The 21,847-nt window shown below is 46.1% G+C and carries 14 protein-coding genes and 1 pseudogene; 2 read left to right on the forward strand and 13 right to left on the reverse strand.

The features are described from left to right. From thyA to rppH, 5 genes are all read right to left on the reverse strand, one after another. Window positions 1-607, reverse strand: a 607-nt coding sequence (gene thyA / locus AAC006_RS17570; RefSeq protein WP_339892044.1) for a thymidylate synthase, incomplete at its 3' end; no start/stop codon positions are given. A gap of 12 nt (window positions 608-619) precedes the next feature. Next, window positions 620-1,423 (reverse strand): prolipoprotein diacylglyceryl transferase, encoded by an 804-nt coding sequence (lgt, locus tag AAC006_RS17575; RefSeq protein ID WP_013785513.1) that lies wholly within the window; start codon window positions 1,421-1,423, stop codon window positions 620-622. A 4-nt stretch (window positions 1,424-1,427) separates the two neighbouring features. Then, window positions 1,428-2,234 (reverse strand): sulfite exporter TauE/SafE family protein, encoded by an 807-nt coding sequence (locus tag AAC006_RS17580; RefSeq protein ID WP_057794086.1) that lies wholly within the window; start codon window positions 2,232-2,234, stop codon window positions 1,428-1,430. A gap of 59 nt (window positions 2,235-2,293) precedes the next feature. After that, on the reverse strand, window positions 2,294-4,585 hold the full coding sequence (gene ptsP, locus AAC006_RS17585; protein WP_041452591.1) for a phosphoenolpyruvate--protein phosphotransferase: 2,292 nt from the start codon (window positions 4,583-4,585) through the stop codon (window positions 2,294-2,296). A 56-nt stretch (window positions 4,586-4,641) separates the two neighbouring features. Further along, window positions 4,642-5,184, reverse strand: coding sequence for an RNA pyrophosphohydrolase (gene rppH / locus AAC006_RS17590; protein WP_041453052.1), 543 nt, complete (start codon window positions 5,182-5,184; stop codon window positions 4,642-4,644). A gap of 116 nt (window positions 5,185-5,300) precedes the next feature. On the opposite strand from rppH, the gene mutH reads away from it, so the two are divergent. Then, complete coding sequence (mutH, locus tag AAC006_RS17595) at window positions 5,301-5,975, forward strand: DNA mismatch repair endonuclease MutH (protein ID WP_013785517.1); 675 nt, start codon at window positions 5,301-5,303, stop codon at window positions 5,973-5,975. 37 nt (window positions 5,976-6,012) lie between these two features. Here mutH and AAC006_RS17600 read toward each other — a convergent pair whose 3' ends face one another. Both AAC006_RS17600 and AAC006_RS17605 read right to left on the reverse strand, forming a co-directional pair. After that, window positions 6,013-7,098: a DNA mismatch repair protein gene (locus tag AAC006_RS17600; protein ID WP_013785518.1), complete on the reverse strand. Its 1,086-nt coding sequence runs from the start codon at window positions 7,096-7,098 to the stop codon at window positions 6,013-6,015. Window positions 7,099-7,134: 36 nt separating this feature from the next. Continuing rightward, the gene (locus AAC006_RS17605; protein WP_339892048.1) at window positions 7,135-8,640 is read right to left on the reverse strand and encodes a CYTH domain-containing protein; all 1,506 of its coding nucleotides are present in this window, start codon (window positions 8,638-8,640) and stop codon (window positions 7,135-7,137) included. 177 nt (window positions 8,641-8,817) lie between these two features. Between AAC006_RS17605 and AAC006_RS17610 the strand changes: the two genes are divergently transcribed. Beyond that, window positions 8,818-9,420, forward strand: a complete 603-nt coding sequence (locus tag AAC006_RS17610) for a TIGR04211 family SH3 domain-containing protein (protein WP_126873166.1) — start codon at window positions 8,818-8,820, stop codon at window positions 9,418-9,420. A gap of 117 nt (window positions 9,421-9,537) precedes the next feature. Here AAC006_RS17610 and AAC006_RS17615 read toward each other — a convergent pair whose 3' ends face one another. The 6 genes and pseudogenes from AAC006_RS17615 to putA all read right to left on the reverse strand — a co-directional run bounded on the left by AAC006_RS17615 (window position 9,538) and on the right by putA (window position 21,467). Further along, entirely contained in the window at window positions 9,538-10,851 is a 1,314-nt protein-coding gene (locus AAC006_RS17615; protein ID WP_126873165.1) for a HAMP domain-containing sensor histidine kinase, read from the reverse strand. 1 nt (window position 10,852) lies between these two features. Next, window positions 10,853-11,524, reverse strand: a complete 672-nt coding sequence (locus tag AAC006_RS17620) for a response regulator transcription factor (protein ID WP_208805249.1) — start codon at window positions 11,522-11,524, stop codon at window positions 10,853-10,855. A 14-nt stretch (window positions 11,525-11,538) separates the two neighbouring features. Further along, window positions 11,539-14,670: pseudogene (locus AAC006_RS17625) on the reverse strand (efflux RND transporter permease subunit). Continuing rightward, the gene (locus tag AAC006_RS17630) at window positions 14,663-16,099 is read right to left on the reverse strand and encodes an efflux RND transporter periplasmic adaptor subunit (RefSeq protein WP_126873162.1); all 1,437 of its coding nucleotides are present in this window, start codon (window positions 16,097-16,099) and stop codon (window positions 14,663-14,665) included. Before AAC006_RS17630 ends, AAC006_RS17625 begins: the two are co-directional and overlap by 8 nt. Further along, window positions 16,096-17,442 (reverse strand): TolC family protein, encoded by a 1,347-nt coding sequence (locus AAC006_RS17635; RefSeq protein WP_244360423.1) that lies wholly within the window; start codon window positions 17,440-17,442, stop codon window positions 16,096-16,098. The genes AAC006_RS17630 and AAC006_RS17635 overlap by 4 nt, the downstream gene beginning before the upstream one ends. 227 nt (window positions 17,443-17,669) lie before the next feature. Then, entirely contained in the window at window positions 17,670-21,467 is a 3,798-nt protein-coding gene (putA, locus tag AAC006_RS17640; RefSeq protein WP_126873160.1) for a bifunctional proline dehydrogenase/L-glutamate gamma-semialdehyde dehydrogenase PutA, read from the reverse strand. Window positions 21,468-21,847 lie beyond the last annotated feature (380 nt).

Raw genomic sequence — 21,847 nt, forward strand, 5'->3', positions numbered from 1 at the left:
AAAAAAAAAGCCTTAAATCAGCGAACTGTGCGATTATTGTTAGGGGGTATAAAAAGAAAATATCACCGCTGCGTTGATATAGCTGACAGCTCAATTTGCCATCAAGCACATAGAATTGAAACATAGTATGACACGGTGGCAATGCTTGCTTACCCATACTCGCATTTTCACGTGGCGAATATTGCGTATCTGGCAAGACAGACGGATTCCATGCACTGACAATAAGACGGCGAGAATCTGGGTTGGTTTTAATTTGTTCAATCACATCAGCTATCTGATCGATAGTGGTGCCATCGCCATTGTCCCAACTGCGCCACTGCTTACCGTAAACAGGGCCTAGTTCACCCTCTTCTGTTGCCCAACCATCCCAAATGCTCACGCCATTCTCTTTCAAATAAGCGATATTACTTTCGCCTTTCAAGAACCATAGCAGTTCGTGAATAATAGATTTGAGGTGGCATTTTTTAGTGGTAACTAACGGAAAGCCTTGTTGTAAGTCAAACCGCATTTGATAGCCAAATACACTTAACGTGCCGGTTCCAGTGCGGTCTTCCTTTTTTACACCTGTATCACGTACATGGCGCATCAATGCGAGATATTCTTTCATCTTTCTTCTTATTTATTGTTTAGTTTGTTGCTGTTGGCGGGTGTAGGCGCGCACTATTAGCCCTATGCCTAATGCAATCATAGGTAAACATAATAGCTGCCCTTGGCTAAGCCCCATTTGGTATAAACCAATGTGAGCATCTGGCTCTCTAAAGTATTCCACGATAAAACGGAAACTCCCATAACCAAGTAAAAAGACACCACTTACCGCGCCAACCGGTCGAGGTTTGGCAGAATAAAGCCACAAAATAACAAACAATAATACGCCTTCCAAGGCAAATTCATATAACTGGGAAGGATGGCGAGGCACATTACCGGCGTTTGGGAAAATGATAGCCCAAGGCACATCAGTGGTACGGCCCCATAATTCAGCGTTAAGGAAGTTTCCGATGCGTCCTGCGCCTAAACCAATGGGAACTAGTGGTGCGACGAAATCGCCTAATTGCAAGAAGGTGGCTTTCATTCGCTTAGCTTGCCACATTAACGCCACTAATACGCCAACAAGCCCGCCATGGAACGACATACCACCGGCCCATATTTTAAACAGGTAGAGGGGGTTTTCTAGAAACATGCCAAACTGATAGAAGAACACATAGCCAATACGACCACCTAAAATCACACCAACAAAGCTCCAGAACAATAAGTCGCTAAGTTGATCTCGCGTCCATTCAGTGCGCGACAAACGCTTCTGCGCTAACAAATACGCGGCAATAAAACCAACGAGGTACATCATGCCGTACCAACGGACACTTAATGGCCCGAGGCTAAAAATAATAGGGTCTATACTGGGAAAAACCAAATAACTGCTTTCAGCCATACGCTTAATTAATTCCTACAAACATTTTGATACTTACCAACACTAACAAACACGCTAGCATTGCTTTTAAAACTCGAGTATTTACCCGCTGGCCCAGCTTAGCGCCGATACCTGCGGTAAATATTGATGTGGTGACAATACCTGCTGTGGCGGGCAAATATACGTAACCTAAACTCCACTGTGGCATACCTGCTTGCTGCCAGCCCGCAGCAACAAAACTAGCGGTGCCAAATACTGCGATTAGCAAGCCACTAAATGCCGCGCAGCCAATCGCCAATCTTATGTTAATTCTGAACCACACTAAAGCTGGTACTAACAAGGCGCCACCACCAATACCCATCAGTGCGCTAATTAAACCTGTGCCGCTACCCACGCAACTTAGCACCCATGGCGATGCTTCGCTGTCTGATGTTTTCTGCTTACCAAATATCATTTGTGCGGCAATAATAATAACCAAAACCGCAAAGATGTCTTTTAATAGCGCACCGGAAATATGACTGGCAATTTGCGCCCCTAAGATAGCACCTATTGCTATACCAAACCCAGTATAAAGCACCGTTGGTTTATGGATATTACCTAAGCGATAGTGTGCGAACGCAGACGACATGCCCGTAAAAATGATGGTAGAAAGTGAGGTAGCTATGGCCACCGGCATCACGGTCTCAACGGTCATACCAGCAAAGTGAATCAGTAAGTAGGAGAGTACAGGAACGATGATAAGACCACCACCTATACCTAACATTCCTGCTAATAACCCGACGACCACGCCAAGGACTAAGCAGCTCACAAAAATGATGGTTAACGGTTCCATACAAAATCCTTTATCACACAGCAGAAACTAGCATTTACACTGCTAGCGCCATGCCTATTTTACGCACCTGCCCGTATTAACCCACCTAAGCCTTTTGTTTCTAAATATTCGTTTAAATGTCCGAATACTTGTTCATGGCTTTGCGACGTTAACGCGAGAGAAAGAAGCTGTTTGCTTTCCGCCAGCGAAACCTTACGAATAAGCCAATTAATTTTTCGAATATTGAACGCATTCATACTTAAACGACGATACCCCATGCCCATTAATAAAATAGCACCTGCCGGTTCACCGGCAATCTCGCCGCAAATGGTAACAGGGATTTGGTTCTCGTTTGATTGCTGCACAATGTCGTAGAGTGCAGCCAATACCGCAGGATGGTAGCTGTTGTACAGCCCCGCCACACGAGTGTTGTTTCTATCTACCGCCAACAAGTATTGCGTTAAGTCGTTACTGCCCACCGAGAAGAAATCTACGTGTTTCGCAAGCTGCGGCAGTTGATACAATACCGAGGGTACTTCTAACATGATACCTAACTTAGGCCGCTGAAGTACTTCACCCGACTCACAAACCTCGTCACATATCTCAAAGTAGGCTTGGTTAACTAAGCGCTTGGCTTCTTGCACTTCTGCCACCGTGGATATCATTGGTAACATAATGCGTAGGTTTTTAAGCCCAATACTGGCTCTTAGCATGGCCCGTACTTGTACCAAGAATATCTCGGGGTGATCGAGTGTTAACCGTATGCCCCGCCACCCTAAGAACGGGTTCTCTTCATTGATGGGGAAATAAGGAAGGGGTTTGTCTCCTCCCACATCAAGGGTACGCATGGTAATCGGTAAATCGGGTGCCGACTCTAAGATTTGGCGATAAAGCTCAACTTGCTCTTGCTCAGAAGGAAAACGCTCCCGTAGCATAAAGGGAATTTCAGTACGGTACAGACCAATACCCGAGCCAATATGCCCAGCATTAAGCTCGGCTTCAGCAGACAAACCCGCATTGATGTATAGCGACATGCGACAGCCATCTACGCTTTCACAAGGCTGCCCGGCTTCGGCGTCTATGCGCTCGGTTATTGCCGACTCTTCTTCAATAAGCTGAATAAATTCAGTTTTGATGTTCCGCTCTGGGGAAACAATTACCTCACCTGCATAACCATCGAGTAAAAGCTCTTTACCCTCAAGCAGTGCAGGAGACACATTCTGACACCCCATCACCGCAGGCACACCCATTGCCCTTGCTAAAATAGCGGCATGAGAGTTGTTTGACCCCCGTATAGAGATAATGCCTTTGAGCTTTTCTCTTGGAAACTCAGCCAGCATGGTTGCCGATACTTCATCGGCCACCAAAATACTATCTTCGGTGGCGAGTTTTTCTACCAGCTTTTGCCCTTGGCCTTCGGTAAGAATATTCGCCAAAATACGATCGGAAAGGTCGACGATATCGATGGCACGCTCTTGCATGTAAGGGTCGTCCATCGCGCGAAAACGTGCGGCGTAATTTTCGACCACCATTTTAAGTGACGACGCAGCATCCCAACCTTGCCTGATTTTCTCTTCTACCTCGCGGCCTAAGCTATTGGCATCAAGTAAATGGTGATAAAGCTGAAATATGGATTTAACGTCATCAGGAATATCGTCATCTAAACTTTTCGATAATCCATCCACGTGTTGGCGCGTGACTTCCACGCCTTTGCGGTAGGTTTGGATTTCGTCGTTTGGATTTTTACTGCGTTTAACAACCCAGTTTTTTAAATTAAGTGACTTATCTGGTGAGAAGCCTTTACCAATTGCTAAGCCGGGCGAACCCGCAATACCAGAGACATTTTTTTGCAGTGCAATACTGTTTACATTGGCGGTATTGTTTAGTGCGCCGCGCATGTCAGCATTGGTAATTTCAAGCGCTAGCTGGGCAGCGAGGGTGACTAAGAATGCTTCTTCGTCTTCACTGAAACGGCGCATTTCACTTTGCTGTAGGGTAATGACGCCTAACACTTTACGCTGGTGAATAATGGGCGTACCCAAAAATGCGTTGTAATTTTCTTCTTTAACTTCAGGGTAGTGTTTGAATCGAGGATGATGCTGGGCGTTAACAATGTTAAGCGGTTCTTCACGCTGACCGACTAAGCCAATTAAGCCTTCAGAAAAGCCTATATGAACTTGCTCTACTGCATCAGGGTGCAGACCGTCGGTAGCCTTTAGAATAAAGGTTTGTTTCTCGTAATCGGCAAGATAAATAGAGCATGAGTCTACATCCAGCGTTTGTTTAACGCGAGATGCCAGACGAAACAAGGCAGTATCTAGCGCAGGAATTTGATTCATTTCCTGCACGATACGTTTAAGCGTGGTTAACATTGCGCCTTTGTGACCCTGAGTGTCCAATCGCTACTCCCTATACTTTGCTCGTTCGCCTAGCCTCGTCTACGCTTTTTACCGCGCTTTTGCGACGACGTATTATGGCGCTGTTGTGGACGCTGTTGAGCAGCCATTACAACAGGGGAAAACTCCTTCATAACCCGACGGTAGACGTCTCGCTTGAACGACACGACATTTCTAATTGGATACCAATAGCTCACCCAACGCCAATCATCAAATTCTGGGTGCCCTGTTTTCAATACATTCACGTCCCGCTCATTACAGTCAAGCTGCAGCAGGAACCACTTTTGTTTTTGGCCTATACAGACCGGATTACTTCCCTGACGAATTAATCGCTTAGGAAGCTTATATCTAAGCCAGTTACGTGTAACACTTAAAATGGTGACATCTTTCGGCGTCAGTCCCACTTCTTCGTGCAGCTCGCGGTACATAGCTTGTTCGGCAGATTCCCCTTCATCAATTCCGCCTTGAGGGAACTGCCATGAATGTTGACCATAACGCCTTGCCCAAAATATTTGACCCATTTTGTTGCAAATCACTATGCCCACATTCGCACGGAATCCATCGGCATCTATCACATAGACTCCCGGGCACACTATACTTTTATATCTCTGCATTCTTCCATAATATATACACCATTCAAAGCATTAATCGAAATTCATGCTTTCCTTATAGAAAATTACTGAGCTGAACTATGCGTCCACCCGAGTCTCCACCTGAAAATTCAACCACGTTATTAGCGCGCTGTGACGCCATTGCGGGCTTAACCTTGGGAGAATTAGCCCATATGGCTGACGTTGCCATACCAGAAAACTTACAGCGTCATAAAGGTTGGCCAGGCATGTTAATTGAACGTTGGCTAGGGGCCAGTGCCGGCTCTAAACCTCAGCAAGACTTCCCAGAGCTGGGTATTGAACTTAAAACTATTCCCATCGATGCCAATTTTATGCCTCTTGAAACCACCTATGTTTGCTACGCCCCCTTATTGATGCAGCCAGGGTTAACGTGGGAAACAAGCAGTGTACGCAATAAAATTCAACAAGTGCTGTGGTTACCTATTGAGGGAGACAGGCGCATACCATTGGCGCAGCGCAGAGTCGCCAGTGCGTTTTATTGGCAGCCGAGTGCACTAGAAGATGCGATGTTAAAACAAGACTGGGAAGAGCTTACAGAGCAAATACTGACGGGGCATGTAGAATCAATCACTTCTCGACAAGGCGAGGCGTTGCACCTTCGCCCTAAGGCTGCTAGCGGCAAAGTATTAACTGATGCTTTAGGTCCGCAAGGCGAGCGAATAAAAACGCGCCCTCGTGGGTTCTACTTGCGTAAAACCTTTACCCAGCAGGTGCTTTATAATGCGTTTAGCTAGCATGGCTTTGTAGATTAAATAAACAAAGCCTACTGAACTAGTGTGGTTCTTGGCTATTGCGCAGGTATTTCACTAACACATCGCCTAAAAACTTTTCAGAATTAAGACCTAAGCGTTTCGCCACTTTTGCTATTTTGGCATCACTTCGCAGCAGTACATTTTTGGCGTAGTCCAGCCGGTACTGGTACACAAAACCGCGAAAGTTTTTCTTAAGCTCTAAGTGCAAGGCAATCGCCAAGGTGGTGGGATCGACTCCTGCCTCATCGCTAAAGTCTTTCAATGTTAGCCCCAGCTTCTTGTAGTTTTTACCATCAATCATGGTGCGCTTAGCTTGACCAATGACCGCTCGCACTTCGGCTGGCTTTACTGCACCTTCATCCAGCCGCTCGTAATCTAAAGGCGACGGTGACGTTACCCTAGGAAAAGTAAGGCTGAATAGCACCACGAGCAGAGAAACGCCAAGGGCCGTATGATGTAGGCTTTCCCAAAAAGGCACTGCAAAAAAGCCAAAGGTGGCAGCAGTCACCAGCAAAATACTGGCAAACGCCACAACAACCGTATTTGCCATGACGCTGGCAAGTCTTGGTACGCGAAACTCTTGAACGTCAACCGCCTGTTCGGGTAAATGCCTATGATACATTTGAATGTGTTCAATGATGAGAATACCAATGAGCAACACGCAGAACCCTGTAGTTAACGAAGCTAAGTAAGCTGGCCATAACATTAATGGCTCGCCACTTGGGGAGGCTTCTAACCACAATAGCTTGTCTTCAGTGGGAATAAGCAAAATAGTTAGTTGCAGCACGGCCATTACCCAAAAAGGCACCCACAATCGAGAACGTTTAGACGGATAAGCCAAAAGCATGGGCTTTACCATTCTATAGCTACAGCTCATTAATAGCACCGCAAAGACGTCTGATAGCCCATACAGTGGCGCCAGTTGGGTTAACTGCCACAACCGCATCCATTCATCTAGCATGAAAATGGGCCAGCTCAGAATAGCCGCAGCTAGCCAGGGGCTCTGAAATATACGGTGGCGATAATACACAAATCTTATTACCACAATAAAATAGAAGAACAGCGCCGCATAAAGGGCGTAGTCATACACCATATCTGCTTTCACCTTACTACATCCTTGTTCACGATTTACCTAGTGTCATTACCAGTAAATATCTCGTTCTAACGCCACAGCGCGGGTTCGCTCCATGACTTTCACGAGCACGGTCAGCTTACTGCTTGTCCACTTACTAAGTTCATCTTGTGTCTCTAATTCGGAGTCTTGTACCGCTTGGCGAAGCATAAGTAACGCATTAAGCTCCTCTATGCCGGTTAACAAATCTAACCAAGGTGCTCTGAAGTTACCCCGCTCTTCTAAAAACAAATCCCCAAGTAAAAAACCGCTCCACAAGGTTTGTCGAAGCACAACTTCTACCAACGTATAGTTGGCGGGGCCCATGGTTTTATTGGCTGGCATACTTTGCTGCACCGTTTGCCACCCCTGAGATAACCACCCTTTGGCATGATCTAATACCAGCAAATCGTACCCTGTAGCTTCTCTACGCCATGGTTTTGCGTTAATTAAGTCGATAGCTTTCAGCTTAATATCGGTAGCCATGCTGTCGAAAAATAAACTGGCTGGGTCATGTGCATGCAGCAGCCCTGCTTTACGTCCCTGCAAATAACTGACAATAGCCGGGTGTTTGCTTAAGGTTTTGTGGAACAGGCTCTTTTTAGACAATAAATACCGTAAGCTTTGCAAGTCATCTTGCCAGGCCCATTGCTGTGCGTAAGCAATAAGCTTTTTATGCAACGCAAGCATTTCTGGGCACTGTAAAACAGGTAAATACAAAGACACACTTTGTAACAGCAAGCGCACGCTCTTGGCCACTTCAGCTAAGGTTTTAATAGAGCCACTTTCAATAAATACATGCTCATGGTGCTGCCAATGGGCTAAAGCCAATTGAAGTGCGCTTGAAAAGGCTTCTTCGGTAGACGATTTTGGATTTAGCGGCAAAAAGTCTGGCAAGGGTTTTACTTTGGCGTTAAAGCCATGCAGTAGCTGATACCCTTGCGCCGCTTTAGACACGTCGCTTAGCCTGACATCCATACAACTATTTATGTGCGTTGCCAATATAAAGAGGCTGTCTAGGTCTCCACTTTGCAATTCTAGCTCAATTTCATTAATGGGCGAGCTGGCTTTATCGGTAGCCGCCTCACCGCAATCAAGCACTACCTCTACGCGACCCTTCTCTACCTCTACAATATAAGCATGGCGAGTAAAGTGGGTACTAAATTGCTTTTCCAATTTGCTGTTCATGCTGGGAATATTCCAGCTAGAAGGCCACACTGAAGTATCAAACAGGGTTAAGTCGGGTTCAGGTGCATCAAGGTCAATGTTGTATTCTGCACGTTGATGTAACCCACCACTGACTTTCCCATTGGTTTTTAAGGTTTGCTCGTAGCTGCCATTATTGCCGCGCACACGAAAACCCATCTTACTTTCTTGAAAATCGTGATTTACCGTATCGTAGTAATCGTTTTCAAGCCGAAGTTCGGTGTGGGAAATGAGGGTAATATTATTTTTTTCAAAAAGAGGGAGTACGCGGTCTTTAAAAGCTTGATGCGCACCATCTTGAGTAACAAATTTTAGTTCAATTTCAGACATATTTGCGCAGTGGCACACGTGATAATGATGCAACCTTACCTGTGTCCAAACTAATTCGCAATGACACTGTTAACTGGTTGCGATGAAATTAACCAGTAGACAAAAGTGGAACAAACTTGCCTTTATCGCGGTCAACCAATACCATCTCCATGTTTTAGACGAGTATTTGGACTACCTATGATTCGAAAGTGGTTAGCAGTTGCCCTTTTTGCATGCTCTTGCCAAGCGCTGGCTCTTCAAGAGAGCGATACGCTAGAAGCGTCGTCGTCGCACTATATTCGCGATGATTTATTTATCTTTTTACACACGGGCCCAGGCCGAAACTACCGTATTCTAGGGTCTGTAGAGGCAGGCACACCGATTACTGTGCTAGACCGTGATGCTGATGCAGAGTTCACACAAGTGACCGATGATGAAGGTCGTAAGGGGTGGATTGAATCAAAGTATGTGACTACAGAGATGTCACAAGCTGAAAAACTACCTATGCTAAGTGAGCAGTTAGCACAAAGCCAAACCAGCTTACAAACTACCCAACGTGAGAATGCAAACCTGCGCCAGCAGCTTAATGATGCGCGCCAGCAAATTACGCAACTCACAACGGATACTGAACAACAAAGCAACGATATTAAACGCTTAAGTGCTCAAGTAGAAAGCGCTGATAAAGATGAACTGGTCACCTGGTTCACCCGTGGCGGTATTGTTGCCGGCGCAGGTATTTTATTAGGCGTACTTCTGACTTATATGCCGAAAAAGCGTAATCGCAGTAAAGAATGGATGTAATTACCTGTACTGCTCTATCGACAAGGCAAAATTGTCGAGGTTAAACAAAATAAGCGGCTTGTTAGCCGCTTATTTTAAATCCAGCCTGTTAAGTGACATTCACAATTACACTCACAACTACACATCGGTATTTTCAGGTTCATTGAGAGTTAGCGTGACGTGATAACCATTTACGACCACACCTGCTTGGCACTGCCACCCCAACCGTTCTGTTAATTTAGTAATTAGCTTAAGTCCCAACCCATAACCAGTATCTTCAACGTTTGATAGTGGAGAAGCCTCTGCGTCATTCTGGTTCTCGATGGTTAAGGTAGTGTCACATAATGTAATAGACACTACGCCGCTGTCGGTATGTTGGAAGGCATTTCGGATAACATTACCAATAATTATTCTACTAGCAGTATCTGGCAGGTACATTGTTGTACTTGGCACATTCACATCGACGGTTACGGTTTTTCCTTTTAGTAAGTATGCTAAGTCATCACAAAGCTGCTCAACCGTGGTGGCAATATCCACGGGATGATAAGGCAAAGGTTGACTGTCTTCGCGCGCTAACCACAATAAGGTTTCAGTTAAATCGGTCATTGTTTTAGAGGCATTATCAATCCGCATTAAGGCATTTTCCCCTTTACTGCCTATTGTATGCGCTTGATTTTCTAACTGCTCTTTTTCCAAAACACGCTGTAGCAATTCCGTACTGCTTCGAATAACAGCAATGGGAGTACGTAACTCATGACTCGCGTGATTAACAAAAGTACGCTCTCGCTCAAGGGTTTGTTTCACGCTTTGCAGGCTGTTGTGTATCAGTGACGCAAGCGCATTGAGCTCTTTGTAACGAAACCTTGGGATAGGCGCATCAAGTTGCTTTTCATCTAGCGCCGCCGCCCAATCCTGAAGCATTTCTACGGGCTTAGTCACGCTTCGCATGATAAGCAACAATACAATTGCAAACACAACCAGTGCACTTATTCCAATAATGATACTCACCAACTCATGGCTTAACCACACCGGCCGACGGCCACGCCCTTTTGGCTCACCAAACACCTGAGAAATGTACCTTACCTCGCCGCTTTCAAGCGGTACCATCACTAAAAATCGTGCTGCGTACGGGCGCGTGAAAAACCAATCACGCTTTAAATCTTTAGCTAAAACAAAAGGAATAAGCTCGTCTTGCCTAAATGACGCGAGGATTTCTTCTGGTTGTTGGTCAAATTCGGCACTGATGTAGAAGTTCAAAACACGTTGAGGTAACTCACCTGTTAACTCGGTATTGCTTGCCACGCTTACCATAGTGCCGCGCAACATGCCGTCCATACCTTGAAAAAAGCGCTCAGCTGAAAACATTGAAAACAACGTGATCAGCACACTTCCTACGGCAAGCAAGGTCCACAACACATAGCGACGTAAACTCAGGTGTAAGCCTTTAACCATATCAAACGTCCTCGGCGAGGTAAAAACCACTGTTTGGTTTACTTAGCACCGAAAGTGAGGCATTCACCTGTTCTAGACTTTTTCGTAAATGATGCATGTGCACTTTGAGCACATTGCTTTCGGGTGCTCCATCTTTCCAAGCTGCTTCAATAAGCCGTTCTCGGCTAACCACTTCCCCTTTAGCTAACAACAGTTTTTTAAGCAGTGCATAGGTAATGGGGCTAAGTTTAATAAGGTTGCCACTTGTATGGGCTTCTTGCGTATTCATGTTGAGTGTCACATTACCCATAGCGATTTGATTTACCTGCGCAGAACGGCGCCCCGATAATGCGGTTATCCGCGCCACTAATTCAGCCATCGCAAAGGGTTTAATCAAATAATCGTCGGCCCCTTTTTGAAACCCCGTGAGTTTGTCTTCAAGCTGATCTCGCGCGGTGAGCATAATAACAGGGGTATCGTTGCCGTCGTTTCGCAAACGCTCACAAACGCTGAAACCGTCGAGTCGAGGCAAGTTGATATCAAGCACTAGCACATCGTATTGATGCTGATTAATAAACTGCAATGCCGCCACGCCATTGCTGGCATGGTCGCATTGCATATCCTCTAGTTCCAAGTAGTCAAGAACGTTACCAGCCAAGCCAATATCATCTTCCACTAACAACACCCGAATCATTCCGTCCACCTTTTCTACCCTGCCACTTGTACAGCAGCGTCTTTGGTTTTTTTACCTAGCTGCGCTACATCTTCGTAAATTAACAGCAATGCAGGAATTAATACTAATGTAATAGCCGTGGCAAACAAAATACCATACCCCAAGGACGCAGCGGCAGGTATTAAGAATTGTGCCTGCATGGAGGTTTCACCCAATATGGGGTACAAACCTAAAAAGGTAGTAATGGAAGTAAGCAATACGGCACGAAGACGACTTGAACAGGCTTCAATAACCGCCTCTTGCACACGCATACCCGCTTCTTTCAATGCGTTATAGCGAGACACCAACAACAGGCTGTCGTTAACTACTACCCCGCTCAACGCCAATATTCCGTTAAGAGAGAGTATGCTAAGCATTAGCCCGTTGCTCCAATGTCCTAATACCGCACCTACAATGCCAAACGGAATAGCGGTCATAATAATAAGCGGCTGAACGTAAGATTTAAGCGGAATGGCGAGCAAGGCGTAAATAGAAATTAACGCTAATATAAATACGCTCTCCATTGAGCTTTGGGTTTCTTCTTGCTGCTCGGCTTCCCCCGCAAAATGCAGTGACAAGTCTTGATACTGACGAGATATAGTAGGCACGAAACTTTCGTTTAAGTAGTTCACCAGTTCAGTGGCGGTTATTACGTCACTGTCTACTGAGGCGCTAACAGTAAGCGCACGAAGCCCGTCAATACGCACCACCTGCTTTTGCTGAACATCAGGTGTCATAGTGGCGATAACACTTAATGGCACTACCGTACCGTTATCTAAACGTACTCGCGTATTCATCACATCAGACGGGTCCATTCTGTCTTCTTCAGGGTAACGTACGCGCACTTTCACTTCGTTTTTATTGCGCAAGTAACGCTGCACTATTTCGCCCCCAAACGCTTTTAACAGCTGTTGCGATAAGCTTTGGGTGTCCATGCCCATAGCACGACCTTCAGGCGTTAACTCAAAGCGCATCATGGCTTCACCGGGCGTTAAAGAACTTTCCACACCAAATACGCCATCTATGTTTTCCAATGCGTCTTGAAAGGCGGTGTTAGCCGCTGTTAAGGTGGCGTCGTCTATACTTTTTAGCTCTACTCTGAAGGCATCAACCATTTCACGTCGCGCTTGAATCTTAAGCTTTTTCACCGCCTCTAAGTTGCCACTTAGTGCTGTCCAGCGTGCGGCTAGTTCATCCAAGGTATAAGGCTTATCTTCAGACAGCGAAATGGTAATTGTGCCACTTTGATCGCCACTAGCTGTCACTTGCAGGCTCTTCATGCCACTCGCACTCACACCCTTTTCTTCTACCAGCTGCTTGTCGGCTTCAAGTGCAGCGTTTTCTAAGCGTAATAAGTTACGTTCGGTTTGACCAAAGCTGGCATCACTGTAAAGCGACATATTGGCCGACACGGTATCGCCTTGCATACTTGGGAAAAACCCTACCCGTACTACGCCGGTCAACGGCAAACTCATAACTACAATAAACAAGGTAATGAACAACAGCACCGCCGCATAGCGATAAGCAATCGTGGCACTTAATGCTGGTTGATAGAGCTTTTCGTTAAACCAATTTAGCCCATTGTCGGCACCGTCTTGCACTTTACCCCACAAACCAGCAATGCCTTTTTTCGTAGTTTTCTTGGTGGGTAGATGCGCCAAATGAGAAGGCAGTATTAATTTAGATTCCACTACCGACAATAAAAGGCAAAGGGTAACAATGGTACCGAACTGAGAATACAAGGTGCCAAGGCCGCCAGATACGTTCGACAAGGCAAAGAAAGTGGCCACCGTAGTAAGCACACCAAAAATAGTAGGGACGGCGACTTTTCGGGTACCTTCTATGGTATTTGCTAAAGTATCGCCGTAACGCCGCCTAGTGGAATAAACACTTTCGCCCACCACTACGGCATCATCTACCACAATCCCCAGCGCCATAATAAAACCAAAGGTGGTCATTTCGTTAAGGGTCATGCCGGTGTAAGAATCGGTCATGAAATACAAAGTACCGAAGAAAATAAACGGTAGTCCTGCGGCCACCCAAAAGGCGACTCGTAAGTTTAAAAATACCGCGAGGGTAATAAATACCAATACAATACCCATTAGTGCGTTATTGGTAAGTAAGTCTAAGCGCTCTGTGATAAGCGTACTTCTGTCATACCAGGTTTCAAGCTGTACACCTTCGGGGAGTAACCCGCGCTCGTGCCAGCTATCAACGACAGCATGAGCTTGTGCCACCATATCGGTAACATCGCCGTATTTATCCATTAATACTTGCAAGCCATAACCGTTTTGGCCGTTATATCTGGCTAATGAGTAGCTATCGTCGGCAAACGTGTCGGTTACTTCTGCAACATCATCTACGGTTAACACCGCACCATCAGCGCTAGTCACTAAAGGTATCTTGGCAAAATCACCGGCGTAATAAGCTTGTTCAGAGGCTTTTAAACGAATAACTTTCTCTTGGTTCCGCAAGCTAGTGGTGAGTGACGTAGACGACTCTTGGTTAATACGTGAGGCCACATCTCACAAGGTTAAGCCGTAGGCTTGTAGTTTCGCCTCATCAATTTCTATCGACATCATAGGGTCAATAAAGCTGGCTGCGCTCACATCGCGAATATCATCTTGCGCCAGCAAGTCTCGCTCTAATTGCTCACCTAAATACTGCAATTCAGCATGACTGGCATCGCCATACAGCTGCACCCAGATAACGTGCTCGTCGCGGGTAGCTTTGTCAATAATGGCGTTTTCAGCATCAGAAGGTAAATTGGAAATACTGTCGACTTCGGTTTTAATGTCGTTAAACATCACATCTAAATCGTAGTCGGTTTCTTTTTCGACCTGAACATTCGCGCCATTGGCGTTAGAGGTAGAAGTGATGCGCTTAATTCCTGGCACGGTTTCAAGCGCATTTTCTATTTTAATCGCGATGCCTTCTTCGGCTTGCTCAGCATCACCACTTTCATATGTCATGGAGATACTAACAAACCTAGGCTCCATACTAGGAAAGGCTTCCTTTCTAATATCGCCGTAGGACACCATGCCTAGCACGATAAGACCAACCATTAGAAGGTTGGAGGCCACCGAATTTTGCGCAAACCACGCAATAATGCCCTTGTGACTATTCATTGCCATTGCCCTCAACTACAGGCTTCACCAGAGTGTTTACAAGATAGTTATTAAGCGGGCGCGCTACAATAAGCGCTTGGTTAGCACCCGCCATAGGCGTGATATAAGCAAAACCTTCGTACTCAAAAAGCACGGTAGGGGTAAACTTGTTGAGCAAGTTAGTGTCGGGCGCGACAAACCATACTTCTTGTTTTTGCGATATGGCCGAGGACGGCACTTTCCATACATTATCAAGGTCACGGCCTTCAATTTCAGCCACTAGAAACGTACCGAAATACAAAGGGCTCGCTAACGATAATGGCCTTTCCACAACGGCAACAGCTCTGCGCTGACGGGTATCTTCGTCTTGGTGTAACTCTATACGCTCAATACTTGCCAGCCACTGATGTTCGCCAGTGGTATCGGTTAGTTGTACTTTCCAATCTGGCTTTTCACCTACCTGTGCTTGGGGCAACTGTGCCCATTGGCTAGGCGAGAGTGGGATAGAAATTTCTGCCACATCAGCGGAATACAAACCGGCCACTTCGGTGCCCACTTGTACATAACTTCCAGGCTGAATGCTGCGGCTAACCACTAAGGCATTAAATGGGGCGCTGATGTTAGCAAAAGCTAAATCGCGCTTTGCCGCCGCGACATTCTGCTCGGCTTCTCGCAATGCTGCTTGCGCTGATTTAAGTTGAGGTGCGCGAAGCACTAAGGCCGACTCTGGCTCACCGGTCAACCCTGAGCGTGTCCATTCGTCTTGTGCTTGCAACCCTTGAAGGCGTTCTTCTTCAAGAGCGACGAAAGCAGTTTCATAAGTTGCTTCGGCAGCGGCTAGTGCTTGGCGATAATCAGTATTATCTACATACGCCATCACCTCACCTTTATTTAACAAAGCGCCGGTTTCAAAGCGTGGCGACAATTCAGTAATTTGCCCACTCACTTGCGCTGATAACGTAAGCATGTGAGTAGCACTGGCTTGCCCGTACCCTTTTACTTTTGCATTGTAGGTAGTTGGGTAAACCTCTACCACGCCCACTTCGGCAACATCTGCTGAGCTACTGCCAGCCGTTTGATTATTGGCTGCACTTTTCGCCCCGTTTTGATTTTGGCTTTGATCAGGCTTTTGACCTGACTTTTGACTAGACATATCGCGATGCGGGCGCTCACCAGGCTGACGGCCTTCACCTTGTTCATCTGTCGGCGCAAGCACGGTTTGTTCTACACCACGTTGTGCTTCTACTTGAGTAATCGCTTTTTCAGCATTCGCATTTCTAGGCGCACTAATCTCTTGATTTCCTTTACCTGCCCGGCCTTCTTTTCCTCCTTTGGGGCCAGGGCCCATACCCGGACCTCCTGAGCCACCTAATTGGCTCATGGTATAAAGAATGGCAATAACAATAGTCATTGCGGCACCAAGGGTTACGATAATTTTTTTCTTGTTCATTGTGACACTCCAAGGCCTAGCGCAAGGCCCAAGTCGATACGATTACTTAACTGAGAATATTGAAGCTCGACGCGCTGCGCCTGCAAATTAAAGGTGGTGTCGTAAACTGACAGTAAATCTAAAATGTCTACCAAGCCTTGACGGTATTGCCCCGAAAAAGTTTCGGCGCTATTTAATGCATTACGGTAAGCAATGTCGGTGTAATACTGACGCTGAGTAAACGCTTTTTCGTTATCTAACGCGTTTTGCACTTCTTGTACTGCGTTAAGTAATGTTTCCCGATATTGCCACCAACTGTTTAACGTATTTAACTTGGCATCATCGATTTGCGCGCGAAGAGCGCCGCCTTGAAACAAGGGGGCGGTTACCTGCCCAAGAAGATTCCACAGAGGGTTAGAAAACAGCGATTGAGAAGGTGTGACACCGTTGTCAGTTAGTCCCGCCGACAGATTGATACTAGGTAGGAGTGCTTTGTATGCGACTTTCACATTGGCTTCATCGGCTTTAATAGCATAGTAAGCCGCTTGTAAATCGGGGCGTCTAGCTAGGTCTTGCTCTGGCAAGGCAAGCATTGGTTCAAGCACTTCTGGAAATTTCGTTACTGCGGGAAAGTCAGATAAAGATTGGTCTTGGCGACCTAGCAACACCGCTAGCGTTCGCTTGGCAGCACTAATCGTATTTTCATACAATGCGATAGAGGCTCGGGTATTTGCGCTACTGGTTTTCGCGTTGTCTAAATCATCAAGAGATCCAAGCCCAGTACGGTAGCGCTTAAGGATAATACTTTCACTATTTTCGTAAACGCCCAACCGTTCCTGCTCAATAGCAAGCAATTGTTTCTGCGTGATAATGTCTAAGTAATTACGGATAACACTGGCAACAAGTGCATCGCGAGAAGATTGATACGCTGAGCGGGCGCTAGCAGCATCAAAACTAGCGGCAGTTACACTGTCGCTAATTTTTTGCCATAGATCCACTTCCCAGCTAACGGTTAAGCCGCTAGTGTAATTTGCATCACTATTTTCCGTTTTAGCGCCTGAAAAGCTGGCATCTACATTAAGGTTATCTGCCGCATCAGCCGACTTAATCGCCACCTGCGCTTTCCTCAACGTAATAAGCGTTTGCTGCAAGCTTGCATTGTTTTCAAGCGCTTCATCAATATAGGCTTGCAGCCCTTCTACCGACACTAAGTCGGTTAATGCAGTGGCCGCAACAGCATCTTCTGATTGCACTTGCCACGTAACACTTTCTCCTGTCATTGCAGATGCCGACTCGCTAAGCGAAGCCTCGTCATGACTGGCACACGCGGTTAACCCCGTCAGTACAAGTGCCACAAATGGCATAAATGAAATTTTACCTAACCCGATCATTGTAATTCGATTATTGCCTACCATGCATACAGGGTGTCACAGCGGGGGTTAAGGCGGGGTTAACGACCAAAATTTTGTTTGAAGTTTTTTATCGCGCTCAAATAAGCGAGTCACTAATGCACTATGAAATAAAAAAAGCCAGTCACAAGGACTGGCTTTACATGGTTACCGATTACTACAAGGAAAATTACCTTGTGCTATTACTCATCGTCTTCCACTAACGTCATGAGAGATGTATTACCACCGGATGCCGTAGTATCGATACTAATGGTTTTTTCAGTCATTAAACGCTGAATCAACTTATCGTTATATTCAGCGGTGATCACTGGCAAAATAGCCCCTTCACGCGATGACAGCATTGCGGTAATACGCGCCGTACGTTCAGTGCTTGAATCCACAACTACGCCCGCTAAGTCTTCATCCATCAATAAGGCATCGAAGTGACCTAAACGCGCTACTTGGAATACCCCTTTCGGCGCACCCGTAGATTCAAACTTATTTTGAATCTCAATAGCTTCTTCGTAGAAGATTTCAGATACCACCGATACCACCGTGTTACCTGTAGCAAGTGCGGTAACGATAGACAGCATCCAGTACTCAAACGATACGTCTTTATCGGCGAAACATACCAGGGTGCCTCTGGGTTCAAGGTAAAGTTTGTTAGATTCGCCTGTAGGACCAGGAAGCTCGGTAGGTTTCGCTAACTTACGCTCAACACTGGTTAACTGCTGGCGGGCAGTGGCCAACGTGCGGTTTAAATCATCGGCTAGGTCGTCAACAATGTCGACCTTGGCAATTTTGGCCAGTAACTGACGTACCATAGAGATACGATCATTTAAGGCCATATGTCGCCACTGGGCTTCAACTTCCTTAGCTTGATCCATCACAACATGGGCACGTTCGGCAATTTTATCGTCACCGACTAGCGCGTTATCTGTACCATCAACATCATCAATCAATGTTGGTTTCGGTGTAGCACGTTCCATCATTAAACGTGGCAAGTAGTTAGGCCCACCCGCTTTTGGACCCGTACCTGATAACCCACGTCCACCGAAGGGTTGTACGCCAACAATAGCGCCAATCATGTTGCGGTTAATATAGACATTACCTGCACGGCTCTTAGCAGCAAGCTCGTATGCACGCTCTTCAATGCGCGAGTGAATACCCATGGTTAGGCCGTAACCCGTACCATTAATTTGCTCTAAAACATTGTCTAGCTCTTTCGATTTAAAGCGCACTAGATGCACCACTGGGCCAAATACTTCTTTTTCCAGCACATCCAAGTTATCAATCTGATAAAGCGTAGGTGGGAAGAAAGTACCGTTTTCAGTGCCTTCAGGCAGATCGTTTCGATAAAGCAGTTTTCCTTTTCCTTCCATAAAGTCTACATGGTCGGTTAGGCTCTTAAGTGCTTTTTCGTCGATAACTGGGCCAACGTCAGTGGCCAGCATGGTCGGATCGCCAATGGTTAACTCTTTCATGGCACCGATTAACATACTGATAAGATCATCAGCAATTTCTTCTTGCACGAATAATACGCGAAGGGCTGAACAGCGTTGTCCCGCACTTTGGAAACCAGAATGAATAACATCATCAACTACCTGCTCTGGTAGCGCGGTTGAATCCACAATCATGCAGTTTTGCCCGCCAGTTTCAGCAATGAGCGGTACTTGCTCACCACCACGATTAGCAAGTTCTTGTGAGATTAGCGTGCCCGTTTGGGTAGAACCGGTAAACATCACCGCTTTAATGCGTTCATCAGAAAGCAGGGTTTCACCTACTTCTTTACCTGGGGCAATAATGAGTTTTAACGCGTCTTCAGGCAGGCCTACCGATTGCATAATATCCACAGCGCGTTTCGCCACCATACTGGTTTGTTCAGCTGGTTTGGCAATAACCGTATTACCGGTAACTAATGCTGCGGATACCTGACCTAAAAATATTGCCAGAGGGAAGTTCCACGGGCTAATACACAGCACCACACCACGAGGAAGCAAGCGCTTGTCTTCAGCCAATTCTTGGGCACGGGCCGCGTAGTAACGACAAAAATCCACCGCTTCACGTACTTCATCAATGCTGTCTTGCGCGACTTTACCTGCTTCACGCATACAAATAGCAATAAGTTCTGCCATGTGGCGCTCTAGGGCATCAGCGGAGCGATTAAGAATTTCAGCACGTTCTGAAGTGTCACGCTTAGACCAAGCGTCGAAGCCTGCATCTGCGTCGTCTAACGCTTTTCGCATATCATCAGGTTGTGCGTAATAATGGTAACCCACCACATCGTCGTGGTTCATTGGGTTTCTTACCGCTGTTGCGCCCTCAGGAACACCATCGGTTACACTGTAAAACTCTTGCCAACGCTCTAGTTCGTGTTGAAGCGCGGTAACCGCGTTCACGTCGGTTAAATCTAGTCCGCGAGAGTTATCACGTTCAGGTGCGTATAAACCACGTGGTGTTTTAATTAGTTTGTTGAAACGCACTTTAAGGCGCTGGGTTTTTTCCACCGGATCTTCAAGTAATGATTCAACCGGCTTTTCATCATCAACAATGGCGTTTACGAACGACGAGTTTGCGCCATTTTCTAATAAGCGACGCACTAGATAAGCTAATAAGTCTTCATGTTCACCCACAGGCGCATAAACACGGCACTGAATTTTTTCTTCGGTTACTACCGTATCGTAAAGGGTATCGCCCATGCCGTGTAAGCACTGGAACTCAAACCCTTCTTTATCGTCGCCAGCCAGTTCAATAATCACTGATGCAGAGTAGGCATTGTGAGTAGCAAATTGCGGGTACAAAGTATCGCGGTATTCTAATAATCGGTTTGCACAAGCATGGTAAGACACATCGGTAGATGACTTACGGGTAAACACAGGAAACTCTTCTAAGCCCGCTTGTTGGGTAAGCTTAATTTCCGTATCCCAGTAAGCGCCTTTTACCAATCGCACCATTAACGAACGGCCGACTTCTAACGAAAGCGCGCGTAAATGTTCAATTACATGAATAGCACGTTTTTGATAGGCTTGAACCGCTAAACCAAAGCCAGTCCATCCGTTTAAATCTTCATCACGGAATACCGCTTCAATGATATCGAGGGAAAGCTCTAAACGGTCAGCTTCTTCAGCGTCAACCGTTAAGCCAATATCGTACTCTTTAGCCAACATACACAAGGCTTTTAAGCGCGGCGGAATATCACGCATTGCGCGCTCTCTGTGTAAGAACTCAAAGCGTGGATGTATTGCCGACAACTTAACTGAAATACCTGGTGAGCGCTTAGGTCCACGGCCGTTAGCCGCTTTACCAATCACTTCAATAGCTTTAACGTAAGAATCATAATAACGGTCTGCATCTTCCATAGTGCGAGCGCCTTCGCCCAGCATGTCGTAGGAATATACATAGCCTTTGGTTTCTTTTTCCTTAGCACGCTCTACCGCATCTTTGATGGTTTCGCCCATCACAAACTGACGACCCATTACCCGCATGGCAATATTCATTGCGCGGCGGATAACCGGCTCACCTAAGCGACCCAAGGTTTTCTTCAACAGTCCAAACTGTTCTTTCTTGCGCTTGTCAGCATAATTGACCATGTTGCCAGTAAACAATAAGCCCCATGCTGAAGCGTTCACGAACAAAGAATCTGAATTGCCAAGGTGTGGTGTCCACTGCCCTTTAGATAATTTGTCGCGGATGAGTTCATCTTGCGTATCGCCATCAGGCACACGCAACAAGGCTTCAGCCAAACACATCAATACCACACCTTCTGAGGTGGATAGTGAATACTCATTTAACAACGCATCTACGCCACCATGGCCTTCTTGGTTTCGACGAATTTGCAGTACCATTTTACGGGCGCGTTCCCACGCACGACTTCTCGCACGAGGGTTTACCTCAGCAATGGGTAAAATTTGATCTACAGCCACAGATTCACTAATTCGATAGTAGTCTCGAATGCGCTGGCGTAGGGGAGATGTAGTATGAAGTGTGTCGTTAATGAGCATTGCAACCCTTTATTCGAATAGCTGTAGAAAATGGTTCCGGTAACGTAAAACTAGCATAACGTTACATGGAAAAAATGAATTAACAAGTAAAGCTAAGCTTTGCTTGAAGCGCCCCACCTAAAGTGGGCCGCGCTTGCGTCAATAGGTATTTAAACTTCGATCTTCTCAATGAAGATCACGATATCGCCGAAATTGCGCGGATACTAGCATAAATGCGTCTTTCGCCAAGCCCTCGCTGTCAACTTTTTGCGCCACTGTGATAGAGCGTCTAAGAACGCAGGTGAATAACATTTCACAGGGATTCAACTCACGGGTGGCACTCCACACCATGTTAAATAAATGTTTAAAAATATCTATTCAAGGCCAACAACTTCAATATA

It is taken from the genome of uncultured Alteromonas sp., from assembly GCF_963976965.1.
Taxonomy (GTDB): Bacteria; Pseudomonadota; Gammaproteobacteria; order Enterobacterales; family Alteromonadaceae; genus Alteromonas; species Alteromonas naphthalenivorans.